At 69.0% G+C, this 19,371-nt stretch carries 10 protein-coding genes and 1 pseudogene; 8 read left to right on the forward strand and 3 right to left on the reverse strand.

Annotated elements, in window-relative coordinates:
* Nucleotides 1–23 precede the first annotated feature (23 nt).
* The 7 genes and pseudogenes from ACWGB8_RS04590 to ACWGB8_RS04620 all read left to right on the forward strand — a co-directional run.
* Nucleotides 24–1,730, forward strand: coding sequence for a non-ribosomal peptide synthetase (locus tag ACWGB8_RS04590; protein WP_452210209.1), 1,707 nt, complete (start codon nt 24–26; stop codon nt 1,728–1,730).
* Between the two features lie 26 nt (nt 1,731–1,756).
* Nucleotides 1,757–2,458, forward strand: coding sequence for a hypothetical protein (locus tag ACWGB8_RS04595; RefSeq protein WP_452210211.1), 702 nt, complete (start codon nt 1,757–1,759; stop codon nt 2,456–2,458).
* Between the two features lie 632 nt (nt 2,459–3,090).
* Complete coding sequence (locus ACWGB8_RS04600; protein WP_452210213.1) at nt 3,091–4,479, forward strand: condensation domain-containing protein; 1,389 nt, start codon at nt 3,091–3,093, stop codon at nt 4,477–4,479.
* A 36-nt stretch (nt 4,480–4,515) separates the two neighbouring features.
* Nucleotides 4,516–4,731 carry an MbtH family protein gene (locus ACWGB8_RS04605; protein ID WP_452210215.1) on the forward strand — a complete coding sequence of 72 codons (216 nt, stop codon included), beginning with the start codon at nt 4,516–4,518 and terminating at the stop codon, nt 4,729–4,731.
* Complete coding sequence (locus ACWGB8_RS04610; RefSeq protein ID WP_452210217.1) at nt 4,728–5,480, forward strand: thioesterase II family protein; 753 nt, start codon at nt 4,728–4,730, stop codon at nt 5,478–5,480. The genes ACWGB8_RS04605 and ACWGB8_RS04610 overlap by 4 nt, the downstream gene beginning before the upstream one ends.
* A 55-nt stretch (nt 5,481–5,535) precedes the next feature.
* Nucleotides 5,536–8,976 carry a non-ribosomal peptide synthetase gene (locus ACWGB8_RS04615; RefSeq protein WP_452210219.1) on the forward strand — a complete coding sequence of 1,147 codons (3,441 nt, stop codon included), beginning with the start codon at nt 5,536–5,538 and terminating at the stop codon, nt 8,974–8,976.
* A 633-nt stretch (nt 8,977–9,609) separates the two neighbouring features.
* Nucleotides 9,610–12,270: pseudogene (locus tag ACWGB8_RS04620) on the forward strand (amino acid adenylation domain-containing protein); the annotation flags it as partial.
* A gap of 696 nt (nt 12,271–12,966) precedes the next feature.
* Here ACWGB8_RS04620 and ACWGB8_RS04625 read toward each other — a convergent pair.
* From ACWGB8_RS04625 to ACWGB8_RS04635, 3 genes are all read right to left on the reverse strand, one after another.
* Entirely contained in the window at nt 12,967–14,271 is a 1,305-nt protein-coding gene (locus ACWGB8_RS04625) for a condensation domain-containing protein (protein ID WP_452210220.1), read from the reverse strand.
* Nucleotides 14,264–14,530 (reverse strand): hypothetical protein, encoded by a 267-nt coding sequence (locus tag ACWGB8_RS04630; protein ID WP_452210222.1) that lies wholly within the window; start codon nt 14,528–14,530, stop codon nt 14,264–14,266. The genes ACWGB8_RS04625 and ACWGB8_RS04630 overlap by 8 nt, the downstream gene beginning before the upstream one ends.
* Nucleotides 14,531–14,735: 205 nt before the next feature.
* Nucleotides 14,736–15,932, reverse strand: coding sequence for a MalY/PatB family protein (locus ACWGB8_RS04635; RefSeq protein WP_452210224.1), 1,197 nt, complete (start codon nt 15,930–15,932; stop codon nt 14,736–14,738).
* A gap of 570 nt (nt 15,933–16,502) precedes the next feature.
* On the opposite strand from ACWGB8_RS04635, the gene ACWGB8_RS04640 reads away from it, so the two are divergent.
* Nucleotides 16,503–18,866: a non-ribosomal peptide synthetase gene (locus tag ACWGB8_RS04640; RefSeq protein WP_452210226.1), complete on the forward strand. Its 2,364-nt coding sequence runs from the start codon at nt 16,503–16,505 to the stop codon at nt 18,864–18,866.
* Nucleotides 18,867–19,371: the final 505 nt, after the last annotated feature.

Raw genomic sequence — 19,371 nt, forward strand, 5'->3', positions numbered from 1 at the left:
GCCGGGGATAGGAGTGGTCTCTGATGCAGGGAATCGTGAACGAACGGACGGTGGTCCGGATGCTCGGCGCGATCGTCGACAGGCATCCGGACGTGGTTGCGGTCGAGTGCGGCGAGCAGAAGCTCACCTACGGTCAGTTCTGGGACGCGGCTGCCGCGGTGGCCGGACGCATACGGCAGGCCGAGGGCCACCGGAGCGGTTGTGTCGTCGGTCTGCTCTTCGAGCGCGGCATCGAGGGCATCGTGGCGCAGCTCGGAAGCTGGCTCGCGGGTGCCGCGTACCTGCCGCTCGACCCGGCACTGCCGGACGGCCGGGTGGAGTCGATCCTGCACGACGCCCGGCCGGTGGCCGTGCTCGCGCAGGAGGGGCTCGCCGGACGGGTGCCCGCGGGTGTTCCGGTACTCGACGACACCGGGGCGGCCCCGGCGTCGGTGTCGCCGGCCCCGCTGGCCTACGTCATCTACACCTCCGGTTCGACCGGTACGCCCAAGGGCGTCGAGGTCGGCCACGCGGGCCTGGCGAACCTGGTGTCCTGGCACCGGGAGACCTACGGCACCCGGCCCGGGGTGCGGGTCGGAGCCTTCGCCGGGCTGGGGTTCGACGCCACGGTCTGGGAGGTCTGGGCGGCTCTCGCGAGCGGGGCGACGCTGGTGCTGCCGACCGAGCGGCTGATCGCCGACAGCGCGGTGATCGCCGAGTTCATCGAGCGGAGCGCCATCACGCACTGCTTCCTGAGCACCCCGCTCGCCGAGCAACTGTTCGCCCTCCCGGCCCCGCCCGCCGGCCTGGCCGTTCTGCTGACCGGCGGGGACCGTCTTCGGGTGAGCCCGCCGGCCGGCTTCCCCGCCGCGGTCTTCAACCACTACGGGCCGACCGAGGCCACCGTGGTGACCACCGCCAGCGCGGACCTGCGCTGCCGCCCCACCGATGGCGCGCCGGTGATCGGACGCCCCATCGCCGGCGCGAAGGTCCGGCTGGTGGATGCCGACGGGGTCGAGGTCGCCGAGCCCGGTGTGCCCGGGGAACTGCTGATCGGAGGCGATGTCCTGGCCTTCGGCTACCGGGGCGACCCGGAGCTCACCGGCCGCAAGTTCGTCGCCGACCAGGACGAGAACCGCTGGTACTCCTCCGGCGACCTCTGCCGCTGGACGACCGACGGCGAACTGGAGTTCGTCGAGCGGCGGGACGCCCAGGTCAGCATCCGCGGTCACCGGGTGGAGCCGGCCGAGGTCGAGCAGGAGATCCTGGCTGTTCCCGGAGTGGACCAGACGGCCGTCGTCCACGTGCCGGACCAGGACGGCGGATCGCTGCGCGCCTTCTTCTGCGGCGAGGCCGAGCCGGACGACATCCGGGCCGCACTGACCGGTCGGCTGCCCGCGTACATGCTCCCCACTGGGCTGCACCGGCTCGTCGCGATGCCGCTGACACCAAACGGCAAGATCGACCGGAAGGCCCTGCCGGACACTCCGGTTGCAGCCGCGGCCGAGCCCTCCCCCCTCGGCGTTACCGAGGCGCGGATCGCCGAGATCTGGTCTGAGCTGACCGGAAACCTCCCCCGCTCAGGGGACAGCTTCTTCGAGATCGGTGGGCACTCGCTGATCGCCGCCCGGGCGGTGTCCCGGACGCGTGAGCAGTTCGGCATCAAGATCGGGCTGCAGGCCATCTTCGACCATCCGGTCCTCGCCGACTTCTCCGCCGAGGTCGACGAAGCCGTCAGGAGTGCAGAGTGATACATGACCAACGGCCCCTTGTGATAATGGAGTTCGGGAACGAGGTGCCCCGGAGGACCTTCGGCGGCATCCTGCCCGACGGTTGGCAGGGGCGGACCCTCAGGATCGACCCATTGCACTACCCCGGCCTCGCCGACGGAGTCGTCGGGACGGCTGAGCAGGCCGCCCACTGGGCCGAGCGGATCACCGCTGCCGGGCCGCTCCCGGTCGCGGTGCTGGCCTACTGTTCGGCCGTCGGCCTGGCCTCGGCGCTGGTGGAGGCGCTGCCCGGGCCGGACGTCCCGCTCATCGTGCTCGACCCGGCACCGGCCGATCCCAAGGCTCCTCAGGAACTGCTGGACGACCTCGCCCTGGCCATGGACGAGTCCGCCGAGGTGCCCACGATCACCGGCCTGCCCTCCGGTGACGCGCTCACCCTGGCCGGCTCCTTCCTGCTCTCGGTGATCGTCGGCTCCTCGCCAGGGCTCGACGAGGAGATCCTGGTCGAACTGACCGAGGGGCAGCGGGCCTGGCTCAGCTTCACTCTGACCGCGGCGGTGCCCCCGGAGGCCCCACTGGCTCCCACCCACGTCCTGCTGAGCGAGGCGCTCGACTGGTCGGGCTCCGGGGCGGTGCACCGGGTCGATGTGACGGCGGAGGAGCTGTTCCACGCGCCTGCTGTGAAGGTCCTGCTCACCAACCTGCTGGCCACCGGGGAGAAGGACGAGCCGTGCGGCCTGCCCTCGTAGGGCGTGACGCCGTCGACCCCCTGGTGGCGGCCCAGCTGGCCGGCGCCGAATTCCGCTCCCTCGGTATCGACGCGGAGGTCCACCGGCCGCTGCCCGACGGGGGCCTGCGCCTGATCACGTCGCAAGCCGAACGGCGCCACCTCGGGGAGCTCCTCCGCCGGGACGTGGAGGTGCACTGGGACACGCTGCTCTTCGCCGTCGAGGAGTCGTTTACGAGGCGTGGTGCCCCTTGGGCGGCATCGTGCCCGACCTCGTCGACGCCGAAGTCGTCCTCGACCCGGGGAACGGGACCTTCACCGCCCGTCCCGTTGGCTTCGGAGCCGACGGCTGACGGGGCCGGCCCGGTCTTCTTCCAGGGGCGGTGGCGGGTGTCGGACGGGCTGGTCCCGGCCGAGAGCGCCGTTCCGGGTCGGCCGCGCACTTCCGGCCCGTCCAATGAAATCCGGGAAATGGAAATCTTGACAGGGTGAAGGGAATCGAAATAATATGCGAGTCGCGGGGTGTGAACTCATTCGTATGCCGGGTGCCGTCCATGCCTATTGAAATCCTCGGAAACAGTGGAAAGTCTTTCTGAATTGGCCGCGTCGGTCCGGGCATTTTGTAGACCACTGATTTGAAGATTGGCTGGACAAGTGGAAGACCCCTACGATTTCGAGGGTGATGGGGCCTGGTTCGAACTATGGAACGGCCAAAGGGGGTTATGGCTCCAGCATCAGCTGGACGAGGGCCGGGCGGAATCCAACCTTCCGTACTGGCAGCACTTGTACGAGGCGGTGGACATCGTCGCCGTGCGCCGTGCCGCGGCCTTCCTGATGGACCGACACCAAGCGCTGCGGCTGTCCTTCCGGGACACTCCGCAGGGCCCGCGCCAGCGTGTCCTGCCTGCATTCGACCCGGACGTGCCGCTCGTCGACCTGACCGGCGAGGCTGATCCGACGGCCGAACTGAATCGGCGCGTCCGGGCCGAGAGCGTGACCCCCTTCGACGAACTCGCCACCCCGCCGGTGCGGCTCAAGGTGTTCAAGCTGGCTGCCGACCACCACTGCCTCTACGTGAATGTGCACCACATCATCGCGGACGGCACCAGCATGGGCATCTTCATACGCGAACTGCTGCTCTGCTACCGAGCTTTCGCCGCGGATGGAGAGCCGGAGCTGCCCCCACTCCCGACGACCTACGACGCCTTCGTGCGGGGTCGGCGAGAGTGGCTGGCGAGCGACCGGAGCAAGGCCATGGAGGTGTACTGGCTCGACCAGCTGGCCGCCCCGCTGCCGCGGCTGCGCATCGGTGACTACGATGCGCCCGCCGATGAGGTGGTGAACGAGACGCTGGAGTTCGGCGTCGAGGCCGACACGGCCGCAGGGCTGGCGGCACTGGTCAAGAAGCTGCGCGTCACGCCGCACATCCTGTTGCTCAGCGTTTACGCGGTCGCGTTGCGAGACATCAGCGCCGACGACGACATCGTGGTCTGCGTCCCGTTCTCCGGCCGGGACGCCAAGGAGTTGGACGGCATGTTCGGGAGCTTCGTCAACCCGCTCCCCGTCCGGGTGCTCATGTCGGGTGCGGACCCCTTCAAAGAGGTCGTGCGCCGGACCAGGGCCGTGAGCATCGGCGCCTATGCGCACAGCCGTTATCCGTTCACCCTGCTGCTCGAGAAGCTCGATGTGGAATCCCGCCCCGGCCGGAACCCGGTCTTCTCGACCTCCTTCCAGTTCGCGGACTTCCTGCCCCCGGCCCGGCAGACCTCGCAGCTCGACCTCTGCCTGTTCGGTAGGCCGGACGGCGACCGGCTCAGTCTGCGGCTCAACTACAACTCCCGACGGCTGGCGAAGTCCGAGGCCGAGGAGGTCCGGTCGGCCTTTCTGGCTGTCCTGCGGACGGTCGTCGAGGATGTGACGGTCCCGCTGGCCGCCCTGGCGGAGCCGCTGGCGCGGGCCCGGCGGGCGGCGCGGACCGTACCCGCCGGCCGTCGTCGGCTGGGGGCCCTGCGAGCCTCCCGGCCCGGGACGCCGAACGCCTGAGCCGGTACTCCGCCATCTCACCGAAAGGAAGGGCCCATGGACGGACAGCGTGACGACGACGGCTATGTCGTGGTGATCAACTCCGAGGAGCAGTACTCCGTCTGGCCGCAGGGCCGCGAGCTGCCCGCCGGCTGGCGGGAGACGGGCGAGCGGGGCTCGAAGGAGGCCTGTCTCGCGCACGTCGATGAGGTGTGGACGGACATGCGTCCGCTGACCCTGCGCCGGGAGATGGCGGGCGGGACCGGCCGATGAGGGTGACGGTGAGGCCGCTCGCCGAGCGGCCACAGGCGGCCACGCGGCTGTTCTGCTTCCCGTACGCCGGCGGCGGTGCCTCGGTGTTCCGCGACTGGGCGGGCGGCCTGCCCGCCGACATCGAGCCGTGGTCGGTACAACTTCCGGGCAGAGAAGATCAGTTGGGCGCTCCGCTGGTAGACCGGATGGGCGCGGTGCTCAACGGCCTGGTGCCCTCGGTCATCCCGCACCTGGACCGTCCGTTCGCGTTCTTCGGGCATAGCATGGGCGCCTTGGTGGCCTGGAGTCTCACCCGCACCCTGCAGCGGATGGAGATCGGCTCACCCACCCGGCTGTTCGTCTCGGGGTGCGTACCGCCCCAAGCCCGGGAGGAGACCGCGTACCACGCCGGTTCGGAGAAGGAGCTGATCGGGAAACTGCGCTCCTGGTCCGCGACACCGGAAGCGGTTCTGGCGGACCCGGAACTGATGCGCCTGATGCTCCCGGTGATCCGGGCCGACCTCGCGGTGGTCGAGACCTACCGGTTCACCGGCGGGCCGCTGCTGACCTGCCCGGTCACGGCGTTCGGTGGGACCGAGGACGATCCCGAGGGCATTGCGGCGATGCCGCGCTGGGGCGAGCTCACAGCCGGCGGCTTCGACCTGCGGATGTTTCCCGGCGGCCACTTCTTCCTGCACTCTGCCCGTCCGGCCGTGCTCGCCGAGATCGCCGGGCGGCTCGCTGCCGTGCCCTGGCAGAACGGTCACTGACCCGAAGCCCTTCGAAACGACCATCCTCTCGATTGAAGGATTTAGGTGGAACGACATGTCGCAGCGGTCCGTGATGGACGTCGTCTCGGATGTATGGACGGCTGTCCTGCACACCGAGATATCCGGTCCTGACGCCAATTTCTTCGCGCTGGGCGGAAATTCACTGCAAGGCGCCAGAGCGATCAGCCAGCTGCGCGAGGAGCTGGGCATCCGGATTCCGCTCAGCATGCTCTTCGATGCACAGACCCTCGTCGAGCTGACCGCGGCCATCGAGGCGATGGGGGAGACGGGGCCCGGGGCGGAACAGACCATCGAGCCGTTCGAGGGGCGCTCGGGCGAGGTCTTCCACGCGCCCACCTCGTTCACCCAGCAGCGGCTGTGGGTCGACGAGCACATCCAGGGTCCGAGCTCCCGCTACAACATCCCGGTGGCGAACGAGCTCGTGGGCCCGCTCGACATCACGGCCCTGGGGCAGGCCGTCCAGGCGCTGGTCGACCGGCACGAGGTCTTCCGCACTACCATCAAGGCGGTCGACGGCATCCCCGAGCAGGTGATTCAGGCCAAGGCCGAACTGCCGCTGACCGTGGTCGACCTCCGGGACGAGCCGGAGGAGAAGCAGGAGCAGGTTCTGGCCGGTCTGCTCCTCGACTCCGCCCAGCGGCCGTTCGACGTGGAGCGGGGGCCGCTGCTCCGGGTCGAGCTGTACCGGCTGGACGAGGACTGGCACGTCCTGCTCATCAACCTGCACCACATCATCACCGACGTGTACTCCTTTGAACTCGCCATGGCCGAGCTGCTGGAGCTTTACGCCGCCGCCGACGACGGCGGGATCCCGGCGGCCGTGAAGCCGCCGGTGCAGTACGCCGACTACGCCGCCTGGCAGCGGCGCACGGTCACCGGGACCACGCTTGAACGCCAACTGGACTACTGGAAGGACCGACTGCGCGGCCCGCTCCCCGTGCTGGACCTTCCGACCGACCTGCCGCCCCGGGAGACCGGCACGAACCAGGGGGCGTCGGTGGACATCGAGCTGCCCCGAGCGGTGTCGCGTAGGATCCGCGAGCTGTCCAGGGAGCACAACGCCACTCCGTTCATGACCATGTTCACGCTGCTCAACGTGCTGCTCAGCCGGTACAGCGGCCAGACGGACATCGTGGTCGGCGTCCCCAGCGCCAACCGTGATCTGCCGGAGCTCGAGTCCATGCTCGGGTGCTTCCTCAACACCCTCGCCGTACGCAGCGACCTGTCCGGCGACCCGACGCTGGCCGAACTGCTCGGCCGGGTCCGGGGCAGGATCCTGGAGGCCTTCGCCCACCAGGACGTCCCCTATGAGCGGGTGGCCAACGCGGTCTCGACCGACCGTTCCTCCCGGCAAGGGCCGTTCCGGGTCATGCTGGCGTACCAGCACGCGGTCCCGGCGCCGGAGCTGGCCGGGATCACCGTCAACGACGTCGAGTTGGGCCTGAACCTGAAGGCGGTCAAATTCGACCTGGTGTTCCGGGTCGTCGAGACCGAATTCACGTACCGCCTCGCGGTCGACTACAACACCGACCTGTTCCTTGAGGACAAGGCCTGGCGCATCCTCGACCACTTGGCCGTGCTCGCGGCCGACGCGGTGGCCGCTCCCGCCAAGCGCCTCTCCGAGCTCACCATCCTTCCCGAGGAGGAGCGTCGTCAGCTTGAGAAGTGGTCCACCGCCAGCTGCGGTCCTTACCCCACGGACCTCTTCCTGCACCGGCTGTTCGAGGCGCAGGCGCTCAGGACCCCGGGCGCGGACGCGGTGGAGAGTGGCGACGAGCGGGTCAGCTACCACGAACTCGACCGCAGAGCATCCCGGTTGGCCGACGAGTTGACAGCGCGCGGCATCGGCACCGACGATCTGGTCGGCCTGTGCGCGGACCCGTCGGTGGACCTCATCGTCGGCATCCTCGGCATCCTGAAGTCCGGTGCCGCCTACGTGCCGATCGATCCGCTCGCCCCCGTCGACCGGATGTCGTACGTCGTCGCGGACAGCGGGATGGAGATCCTGGTCACCACCCCGGAGCTGCGGGACCAGCTGCCGACGGCCGTCTCGGAGAGCGTGGACGTGGTGAGCACCGCGCAGGACGGCGCGCGGGGCGGCGCCCCGGGGTCCGCGCTGCATCCCTCGCAGCTGGTGTACCTGATGTACACGTCCGGGACCACCGGCCGGCCCAAGGGCGTCGGCCTGCCGCACACCGCGATCACCCCGTGGATCCAGTGGGCCCAGGACATCCGTCCGATCGGGCCCGGCACCCGGGTGGTGCACAACCTCTCTTACCACTTCGACTGGTCTGTCGAGCAGATGTTCCACGCACTGACCGCAGGCGCCTGCCTGGTCATGCTGCCCCGTGAGGTCAAGGCCGACGGCCGGGCCACCGCCCGGTTCATCAACGAGCAGTCGATCCACATGCTGTACCTGACGCCAACTCAGATGCGCGGCATCACCGACGCCGGCCTCGACATGCCGACGCTGCGGCACGTGTCCATGGGCGGCGAGAACCTGGACGCCGACCTGGTCGCGCGGAGCCGTGCGGTCGTCTCCGCCGGGTGCGAGATCTGGAACGAGTACGGGCCGACGGAGACCGCGGGCGCGGCCCTGGTCGGCCGGATGGGCGACGAGCCGTTGGAGCGCAGCTCCATGCCGCTGGGTGAGTTGATCGCCAACGCCTCCTGCGCGGTGGTCGACCGCTGGGGGAACCTGCAGCCCATCGGCGTGCCCGGCGAGCTCTGGATCGGTGGTGACGGCGTCGCTCGCGGCTACCGCAACCAGCCCGCCCTGACCGCCGACCGGTTCGCCCCGGACCCGGCCCGGCCCGACCGGCGCCTCTATCGCACGGGTGACCTGGTGCGCCGCCTGCCCAATGGGGAGATGGAGTTCCTGGGCCGGGTCGACAATCAGGTCAAGATCCGCGGCGTCCGGGTCGAGCTGGAGGAGATCGAATCGGTGCTGCGCGGTCACCCGGAGGTGGCGAACGCCGTCGTGGTCCTGGAGCCCGACCAGCGGCTGGTCGCCCACGTGGTCAGGACACCGGGCAGCAGGCTCGACGAGGCCGCGCTCCGAGCCCACCTCGCCCCGAAGCTGCCCATCGTCATGCAGCCGGCCGTGTTCATGTGGCTCGAGGCCATGCCGCTCTCCCCGACCGGCAAGGTGGACCGCCAGCGGCTGCCCCAACCCGAGCCGATTCCTGTGCTTCCGACGGCCGTGACGCCGCCGGGCACGGAGACGGAGCGCACCGTCGCGGCGGCCTGGGCAGACGTGCTCGGGTTCGCCGAGGTGGACGTGCGGGCCAACTTCTTCGAGGCCGGCGGGGACTCGTTCTCCCTGTTGGCGGTCGTCAGCCGACTGCGGGCCGAGCTCGAGCTGGACATCCCGGTGCGCGCCCTGGTCGACGCGCCGACCGTCGAGACGCTGGCCGCGCACATCGACGCACTGCGCCGGGCGGCCTTCCATCCGCCCGCAACGTCCTTTCCGTAGCCGACCTCAAGAGAGGACGATCCGCGTGCGTGGACACCCCGAGAACAGGACCGCCCCGTCGCCACTGGCCCAGCTCCTCACCGACGTCCGCTGAGGCGGGGAGAAGGCGGAAGGCCCCGCCGCCATCGCCGGAAGCGGGCTGGGGGCGGTCTCCGGAGCAAGGGGACACCCCGCCGCGCTCGGAGGTACCGAACCCTAGGGCCCAGGCCCGGCAGCTCACCCGGCCAGAGGTCAGCTGGTGGACCCCCAGACACTGATCCGGGGGGACGCTACGTCGCTGCTCGACCAGGGAACGGTCCGGCAGGTGGAGCCGGCAACGTCCTCCGTCCGGTTGGATGGCATGGGCGTCTCCATCGCCCACCCGCTGCAGACCGTGTACCTCGCGGACCGCGACGCCGTCCTGGAGGCCGGCTGTGTCGTCGAGCCGGGCACCCGCGATGAGTTGGTCGGCGCGGGCGGACCGTACTTCCGAGCTGTGATGGTTGCGGAACGGCGAGCGCCGAGTCCCCGGCAAGCCATACGCCCTGCGGGTCCGCCGCGGGGCGACGAAACCTTCTCGGCCTCGTCGGTGCCTGTCTCGGTCCGGCGGTCAGTTCGACAACGATGGGAAGTGACGTCATGAGCGACACGGCGGCTCACGACATGGCGGCAGAGACTCTGCCCGATCTGTTTGCGGCCCAGGTGGCCCGTACCCCTGACGCCGTCGCGCTCGTCGGCGTCGATGTATCCCTCACGTACGCCGAGCTGGATGCCAGGGCCGGCCGACTGGCGCGGATGCTCATGGCCAAGGGGGTGGGGCCCGAAGCGATCGTGGCGGTCGCGGTGCCGCGATCCGTGGAACTGCTGGTGGCCCTCTACGCGGTCCACAGGGCAGGGGCCGCATACCTTCCGGTCGATCCGCTGCTGCCCGCCGAGCGTGTACGGGAGATGACCGAGGATGCACGGCCCGTGCTGATGCTCGACAGCGAGGACGTCCGGCGGATGTCGGAGGAGGGCGCGCCCGAGGCGGACGAGACCGGGTGGCCCTCGCTGCACCCGTCGAGCGCCGCCTACGTCATCTTCACCTCGGGATCCACCGGCCGACCCAAGGGGGTGGCCGTGTCCCACGAGGCCATCGTCAACCACCTGCGCTGGATGCAGGCGGAGTATCCGCTGGGCCACGACGACCACGTCCTGCAGAAGACCCCCGCCGGATTCGACGTGTCCGTGTGGGAGTTCTTCTGGCCGCTGTGCGTCGGTGCGCGCCTCGTCCTGGCCGGCCCGGACGAGCACCGAGATCCCACCCGGATCGCCGAGCTGATCCGGGCGGAGCGGATCACGACTGTGCATTTCGTCCCGTCCATGCTGCGTCACTTCCTCGAAGAGCCGACGACGGCCCAGTGTGATTCGCTGCGCCGGGTGTTCGCGAGCGGAGAGGCGCTCTCGGCCGATCTGCGATCACGGTTCTTCCGCCTCCTGGACGCCGAGCTGCACAACCTCTACGGGCCCACCGAGGCCGCGGTGGATGTGTCCTACTGGCGCTGCGGCCCCGGCGACCCACCCGGCCCGGTGCCGATCGGCGCCCCGGTGTGGAACACCCGGCTGTACGTTCTGGACGAGCAGCTGAACCAGGCCGCGCCCGGTGCGGCTGGCGAGCTCTACATCTCGGGTGTCCAGCTGGCCCGGGGGTACGTCAACCGGCCGGGGCTGACGGCAGAGCGATTCGTCCCCGATCCCTACGGCCCTGAAGGCAGCCGGATGTACCGAACCGGGGATCTCGCCCGGCGGGACCCTGACGGGGTCCTGCACTACCTGGGCCGCAACGACCACCAGGTCAAGGTGGGAGGCGTGCGCATCGAACTCGGCGAGATCGAAGCGACGTTGGCCCGGCACACCGCGGTCGCCGACGCGGTGGTGGCCGCGAGGACCGACGAGGCCGGCGAGACGCGGCTAACCGCCTACCTCCTACCCGACCCCGTCGAGGCCGCCGCGCTGCGGAACCTGTGCCGCCTTGAAGAAGCCGGGCTCCTCGACCGGAAGGACCTCCAGACCCTACCGAACGGCATGGCCGTCGTCGCGTCCAACCGGTCGGAGGCGGACTTCCTGTACCGCGAGATCTTCGAAGAGGGCGAGTATCTGCGGCACGGGATCACGCTGCCCGACACCGGGGCCTGCGTCTTCGACGTGGGCGCGCACATCGGGTTCTTCTCGCTCGCGGTGGCCCGCTCCCGTCCCGGCAGCGTGGTCCATTCGTTCGAGCCGATTCCGCAGCTGTTCCGCATGCTCGAACTCAACACCCGGCTGCACGGAGTCGACGCCAGGCTGTTCCCGTGTGGCCTCGCCGAAGCGGCGGGTACAGCGTCGTTCACCTACTATCCGCAACTTTCGATAATGTCGGGGCGATTCGGTGACATCGCCGAGGAGCGCAGTGTCCTGGAGGCCTTCGTCCGCAACGAGCAGCCGATGCGGGAAGCCCTTCCGCAGAGCGGTGCGGCGGATCTCGACAGTCTGCTCACAGAGCGGCTGCAACACACCGACGTGACCTGCGAGCTGCGCACGCTGTCGGACGTCATCGACGAGACTGGTGTGGAACGGATCGACCTGCTCAAGATCGATGCGGAGAAGAGCGAACGCGCGGTGCTTCTGGGGCTCCGTGAGGAGCACTGGAACCTGGTCCGCCAGCTGGTGATCGAAGCGCACAACGCCCCGGGCCGGATCGACTGGATCCGGGGCCAACTGGAGGAGCGGGGGTACCGGGTCACCGTCGACGGGCTGGCGATGCTCTCGGAGACCGGTCTGGTCACCCTCTACGCAGTCCGCGCCGGGCAGCCGGCCTCCGGTGGTGGGGAGAGTGCCGCACCGGCGTACCGTGGGTCGGGTTGGTCGTCTCCGGATCTGTATGTCGAGGACGTGCGGCGAGAGGCGGAGCTCCGGCTCCCGCCACAGATGGTTCCGGACCACTTCGTGATCGTCGACGCGCTTCCCCTGACGGCCAACGGCAAGCTCGACCGGGCGGCACTCCCTGCGCCCCGGCACCGACCGACCGGGAGACCGGCCGCTCCGCGCGACACGACCGAGGTGCTGCTCTGCTCCTTGTTCGCCGACGTGCTCGCCGCACCCGACATGGGGATCCATGACGACTTCTTCCGTCTGGGCGGCAACTCGTTCGATGCGATCCGCCTGGTGGCCCGGATCCGTGAGGCGCTGGGTATCGGAGTGACCGTCCCGAGCCTGTTCAAGGCCCCGACAGTGGCCGCCTTCGCCGAACTGCTGGCCCACGGATCCGACGGAGCCCCGTTCTCGCTTGACGCATAACCCTTCCGCGCGTCGATGCTCGCTTCCGCGGTGCCGCACCGCCTTTCCGCCTGATGAGGGGACAACCGTCCGTGTCTGAACTGCTGATCCTGGACCGGTACCCGCGTTACCGCCCACATCCCGGAGGGCGCGGAAACCGCTGGCCCAACGCCAAGCGTTTCCAGCTATCGTCCGAGGTACTGCTCCCCGAGGACGCGTTCCACGACTACGGCCCGATCCACAGCGACTACCACGAACTCGTTCTCATCGACCGTCCAGCAGCGACCCTCACTCTCTCCGTCGCCGCTGACAACCGACGCTGCTGCGATCAGCGCCACCGGCGCTCGAGGTGGGGTATTCAGGCGGTTCCCATACCCGACTGCCCCATCACGAGTCGGCGAGCGCCGCCGCCGCACGGCCGTCGACAAGGTCACCACCCTCCGGTTCGACCGACACGGCAACCGAGGGGCCAGGCCGCCGAGCTGAGGGACTCCGAACACGTCCGCCGGACCGTCGGATCCGTCGCGGTCCCCTTCGGGACCTGCGGCGAGCCCAGCAACGCCCAGGCCGGCGGACAGTCCTGCCCCTGTTGAACTGCCCCTCCCGTCCGGGCACCTGGATGGGAGCGGCTCGCAGCACGGCGGACTCCTGGCAGCTGCCAGGGACGGTGGACCCCGGTTCCCGCACCGGCGTACGGCAGGCACATCAACGTGCTGGTCATGCGGGAGCTTCCGAGGAGGAAGAGTGAGGCGTCGCTGACGTCGTGGCCGACGGGGCGATTTCGACGAGTTGGCTGTCGAAGGCGCGCAGCAGATCGGGGAGCCGTTGCGACCAGGAACCGGTCAGCGGAGCCTGGACGAGGCACTTCAGGGTCCCGTCGGGCAGTTCGCACACCTGGAGCTGAACCTCGGCGACCGCGCCGACCGGCGGGACCGGAACGGCGTGCATCCGTACCGGACCGGCCGAATGCTCGACGCGCTGCCAATTCTCGAAGGCGAATAGCACCTGGTAGACGGGCATCCGACCACCGGCGACAGTATGTACGGCCCGGACGATTTCGTAACGGGGCAGCGCGGAGCCCAGGATACTCTCCCGCACGGCAGCCCAGACCCGCTCGACGACTCCGGGTGCGGACAGCTCGGGCATCCGCACCGGCAGGACGTCCATCAGGCAGCCGAGTTCGTCCTTCTGCCCGGCCGAGCGGGCGGCCACCGGTGTGCCGACGCAGAAGTCGGAGCCGCCGGTGATCTCGGCCAGAGCCCGGCCGTACGCGGCCAGCAGCACCGCGAATGGTGAGCAGGCGCTGCGCCTGGCCTGGTCGCGCACCGCCTGCCAGGTGCTGGGCGGATAGGTGGTTCCGAGCTCGGCCGACCCACCTGCAGCGAGCTCGTGCTGGTTCGGCGCCGGGCTGCCGTCCGGGGTAGGCAGGTCGGTCGCCCCAGCCAGCAAGGCGCGCCAGTGTGTGGTGAGTTCGGCGTGTTGCGCCGGCGTGAGTTCTGCGGCCTCCACTCGTTCCAGCACGGGCAGATCGGTCGCGACGCCGTCGACGGCCCGTGCGTAGGCGCACGCCAGATTGGCGGCAAACACCTCCTGGGAGAGACCGTCGAACGCGATGTGATGGACCGCCAGGAAGACAGTGGCGCCCTGTGCGTCCGGGGCGACTGCGGCCCTGTAGACGCGGCCCGCGGCGAGATCGAAGGTGTCAGCGTTCAGCAGGGTGGCGGCCGCCTCCTCGAAGCCGGTGCCGGACCCGAGGCGCAGAAGCGGCTCTGCGACCGGCTCCGCGAGGACCTTGCGGACCACCTGCTCATGCTCGAAGACGAAGGCGGTGCGAAGCGCCTCCTGGCGGCGCGCCACTGCCGACAGCGCTGCGTCGAGGGCAGGGAGATCGAGCGGGCCGTCGACGCGGACCTGGGCGAGGACCCAGCCGGCGCGGCTCGCCGGGGCGATCTGGTCACCGAGCCAGAACTGCATTTCCAGAGCGGAGGCCAGCTGAACCCGCACCGTCGCGTGGTCAGTCACAGGAAAGCTCCTTGTCCGCGTCTGCGGGGTTGTTGGTGCTGATCGGAACGTCTATGTCGCGCAGCTCGCGAATGCGTATCGGGACGAGGGCCAGGGCGAGGTGACTGGCACCCGAGGCGAGAAGGGTCAAAGGCAGGCCGATGCCGTGGATCGCCCGGACCGCCACCAGGATGCCGACCGGTGCGGCGCTCATCACAACGGCCGAGGTGAGCGCGAAGTCCTGCCCGAACAAGGCCTGCGGTACCTTCTCCAGCATCACGGCGGAGTGAGCTTCGCAGCCTGCTGGCAGCTGCTGGTGAGAGGGGTGTCGGGAAAGGGAGCGGAGTTCCACGAGCTGCAGCAGCAGCCGGGCGAGGCGGTCGAGTGTCCCGCGCTCGAACAGTGAGGTCCGGGCTCCCCGGGGTGTTGGCCTGCCCGTCAGCGAACCGACGAGGACTCATGAACGATCGAGGCTAACGCGGTCTTCAATCACGTCCGCGCCGTCGCAACGCGGCGCTCATACGTTCCAGGGTCTCTTCCAGGACCTGCGGGGACGTACCGAAATTGAGCCGTACGAATCCATCGCCGCCAGCTCCGAAGGCCGGACCGGAGAAGAGAAGCACCTTGGCCTCGTTGCGGAAGAAGGGCATGGGGTCCGGACCGATCCCTAGCTGCCGGCAGTCGAGCCAGGCAAGGAAGGTGGCCTCCGGAGGCTGACATCGGATGCCCTCCGGGAGCCGCTCGGCCAGCAGCCGCCGGTTCCGGTCCAAGATGGCCAGCACTTCGTCCAGCCAGGCATCGCCCGAGGTCCAGGCGGCCTTCAGTGCCTCGACCGCGAGCACTCCTACTTGGCCGAAGAGCAGCCCGCGCCGGGCGTCGACGGCATCCCGTACGGCCTGCGGTCCTATGTGTGCCAGCGCGCAGCGGATCCCGGCGAGGTTGAACGCCTTGCTCCCCGAGGTGAGGGTGACGGTGCGGGCAGCGATCTCCGGGCTAAGCGAGGCGAAGGGAACATGCTGGTGCGGGGCATGGGTCAGATCCGCATGCACCTCGTCGGAGATCACCAACAGGTCGAACCTGAGCACGAGTTCCGCGAGTGACTCCAGCTCGTCACGGCGGAACACCCGGCCGGTGGGGTTGTGGGGGTTGACGAGGAAGAGCACACGGCAGCGCCCCGAGCCCTCGTCCGCCGCGGTCCGCTCCATGAGCGCGGGATCGAACTCCCATCCGCCCTCGCCCTCCTGGATCGGAACGGTCAGCGCCCTGCGGCCGATCCTCTCGATGACATCGACGAACGGCGGGCAGACGGGGGTGTGCAGAAGTACCGCATCGCCGGGGTCGGTGGCGACCTGGAGCGTCGCGAGCATCGCCTGGTTGATGTCCGTGAACAGCCGGACGTGCGTGGGATCAGGCCTATGGCCATACCGGTACCGCGTCCGCTCGGCGAACACCTCGCCGAGCGGGCCGCCGCGGCTCTCATCGAACCATGGGGGGTAGCCAAGATCGCCGTCGGCGCGGCGCAGCAGGGCCTGGCGTATCGCGGGTGCGGTCGGAAAGTCCATGTCCGCGACCCAAGAGGCCAGCATGCCGTCGCCCGCGGTGGCCCACTTCTCCCCGTCCCGCTGTGACAGGCGGCTCAGTTCGAGGGAGTCGAGAGCAGCTAACGAAGTGTCGGCGTTCATAGTCCTGTTCCGTGTCGGTTGGATGGCACAGCGCTGTGCGGACCAATGTCGGTGCAGTGCCGCACGACGGAGAGCAGGCTGGTACTGAAGGCCTGCGGCAGGAAACCGATCGCTCGGCAGAACTCCTGCGGGTCCCCTAGCCCCCAGTCACATCCCCACAGTCCGGTTGGGCGACAGGGGGAGTTCCCTCCCCGAGTACGTCATGGTCGCCCTATGAGGGGAGCACACAAGGTTATGCGACAACCTTCGGCCGCGAAGTGTGACGTCGGCCACATTGCGGTGTTCGCAACCCGCGGATACTGTCGCCAACAGCGCCTTCCTCAGCCCGGATTAGACGCTGAGGCTAGTCGCTCGCAAATCTTGGAGCTTCCTGGCCCGGCAGTCGGTGCGCACACGCGCCCATCCGATATTCACAGTCGAATTACATCTGAGATGTCGAGAATCTGTGACAGGAGACAGGAATTGTCCTCCCATGCCGCCCAAATCCCTGCGGACCGGCCGCGTGGCGTCGACGCACCCCGTTGCACGGGGGTAGTGCGCCGAGACATTCCCGGTCTTTACGCCAGCGCCGTGAGGGATGTGGCGGTGTCCTGTGCGACCGCCCCGGAGGGTGTGCTGCTCGCTGGCTTCGCCGCGCTGCTGTACCGGTATTCCGGCCAGAACCTGGTTGAGTTCCACGTGCGCCGCGAAGGAGGCGAGGACTCGCTGCTCCGATTCTCCGTCACCGGGGAGAGCACGCTCCGCGGACTGACCAGAGCGGCCAGTACCGTGGCGGCCCCCGGGAAGGAGCCCGCGCGCATCGGCGTACGTTTCGGTGCGGATCGGGCCGGCGAGGGCGACGAGCCGTACGAGGTCGAGCTCGTGCTGCCTGTGGCCGAGGCGGCGTCCTGGTCGGCCGCTCTCCACTTCGACGAGCGACTCTTCGAAACGGCGACCGGCGACCAACTGCTTGCCCACTTCCAGAACCTGCTTGAGGACGGCGCGAACCGGCCGGACCAGGCGTTGGCGGATCTCGTGCTTCTCACTGGGCCCGAGGTGCACCGGATCCTCATGGAATGGAACGACACCTCTGTCCAGCTTCCCCGCGGGGAAAGCTGTCTGCATGAGGCGTTCGAGGAGCGGGCCGCGCGGTCCCCCGAGGCCGTCGCCGTCATCCAAGGAGCGACCCGGCTGACGTTCCAGGAGATCAACGTGGCGGCGAACCGGCTGGCACACCATCTGAGGGACCTGGGCGTCGGCCCCGACGACCGCGTCGGCCTCTACCTTGAGCACTCGCCCGATCTGCTGATTTCGATGCTCGGGGTACTCAAAGCCGGCGGGGCCTATGTGCCACTCGACCCCGGCTATCCGCAGGCCAGGGTGTCCACCATGATCACCGGTGCTTCCTGCGTGGCTCTGATCAGCCATGGCAAGCTCGCTGCCGCTCTAACCGGTGAGGACTCCGTACGGCAGGCACTCCTGGTGTTACTGGACCGCGAGACCGCCGCCCTGTCCGCTCAGCCCGATCACGATCCGAAGGCCCAGGCCGGGCCGGACAACCTCTGCTACGTCATCCATACTTCCGGTTCCACCGGAAAGCCAAAGCCGATCGCGCTGCGCCACCGGGGCGTGGTGAACAACATCGAGGATCTCAACTCCCGCTTCGCTGTGGGCATCGGCGACAGTGTCCTCGGCCTGTCATCCCCGAGTTTCGACATGTCGGTCTACGAATTCCTCGGGATGACGGCGGCAGGCGGCACTCTCATCCTTCCTGCGCCCGGCCGGGCCAAGGATCCGGCGCACTGGGCCGAACTGGCGGCCGACCACGGCGTCACGGTGTGGAACACCGCACCGGCGCTGCTGGAACTGGTACTCGATCATGTCGAGCGCGGTGGGGGTGGCGGGCTCTCACCGGTGAACGCACTGCGGCTGATCATGATCGCCGGAGACTGGATCCCGCTGAAGCTGCCCGGACGCGCCCGCGGAGCCGCGCCCGACGCCAGGTTCGTCTCCCTCGGCGGGGCCACCGAGGCCTCGATCTACTCGACGATATTCGAGGTCGAGGCCACCGAACCCACCTGGAGGAGCATTCCGTACGGGCGCCCGATGGCCAATCAGCGCACATACATCCTGGACGAGTCACTTCAACCCGTTCCGCCGGGTGTAACAGGTGAGTTGTACCTCGCCGGCGTCGGCCTCGCGCTCGGCTACTTGGACCAGCCCGCCTTGACCGCCGAGCGATTCATCGAGTGGACGTATGGCACAGTGGCCGACGAACGGCTCTATCGCACTGGCGACTTGGCGAGGTTCGGTGCCGACGGACTGATCGAACTGATCGGCCGGACCGACCTGCAGGTGAAGATTCACGGGCTGCGGGTGGAGCTGACCGAGATCGAGTCCGTACTCCGCGACCATCCTCAGGTCAAAGAAGCGGCGGTGACCGCGCAGACCGATGCCGTCGGCGTCCCGGTCCTGGTCGGATATGCCGTGCCGCGCGACGGCGAAGTCCTGGACCCGGAGGACATCCGCAGGACCCTCGCGGCCAGCCTCCCGGCTCACATGGTTCCCGGCACTGTGCTCGTGCTGCGGGCCATGCCGCTGAGCCCCAACGGGAAGCTGGACCGCAAGTCGCTTCCCGCGGCCCCCTCACCGCACGAGGAGCGCCGTGGCGGCACCGTGGCCGTGGGTGCCGAGCCCAGCAGTCCGTGGGAGAAGCGGATCGCCGCTGCATGGCAGGACGTTCTGGGTATCGATGCGATCCGGCGTGACGACGACTTCTTCGCCCTGGGCGGCGACTCGATGAAGGCCATGCGCAGTATGGCGCAGGTGCCCGAGCTGACGTTGGTGGCTCTGCACCGCCATCCGACGCTGCAGAGCCTGGCCGCGTATCTTCAGGCCACGGCCGCTCGGCCCGGGGCGGGGGACTCTGACCCCGGGCAGAGCGGCGCAGCGTAACGGGACGGGCCTGGTGGACAGGGCGTGGATGCAACGCCGTCCGCCAGGCCCGACTGTGAGGGTGCGGAACGTGAGCTCTTGTCCTTTCGTGGTTGAGGTTGGGGAAGGACCGGGTTCGGCAGGTCGAGGGCCTGGCGAGGTCGCGGGCGTGCATCGGGCCGCCTGTGCCGGCCAGGGCGGTGAGGATCTGCTGGTAGGCGGGGTGGTCGGGGTGCGTCGAGTTCGCCGAACTGCCGGGTGAGTTCTTGAATGCGGGCCCGGAACTGCCCGACTTGGTCGGCCAGTTCGCGTTCGCGGAAACCCCGGTCGAATCCCTCAGGTCGGCGCGTGCACGTGAATGATTGAGGATTGACGCGGACGTGACATTTGAGGACGCGACCTAGTAAGGTCGAGTGAGACCACGGGGTGAGTTTGAGGTCGTGCCGGGTGGGCCCTCGATTGAAGAGCTGCTGGACCGCCACAAGATGAATGCGGCCAGGCTTTTGGGAATGTCCCAATCCGTGGC

Source organism: Kitasatospora sp. NPDC054939 (assembly GCF_053610105.1).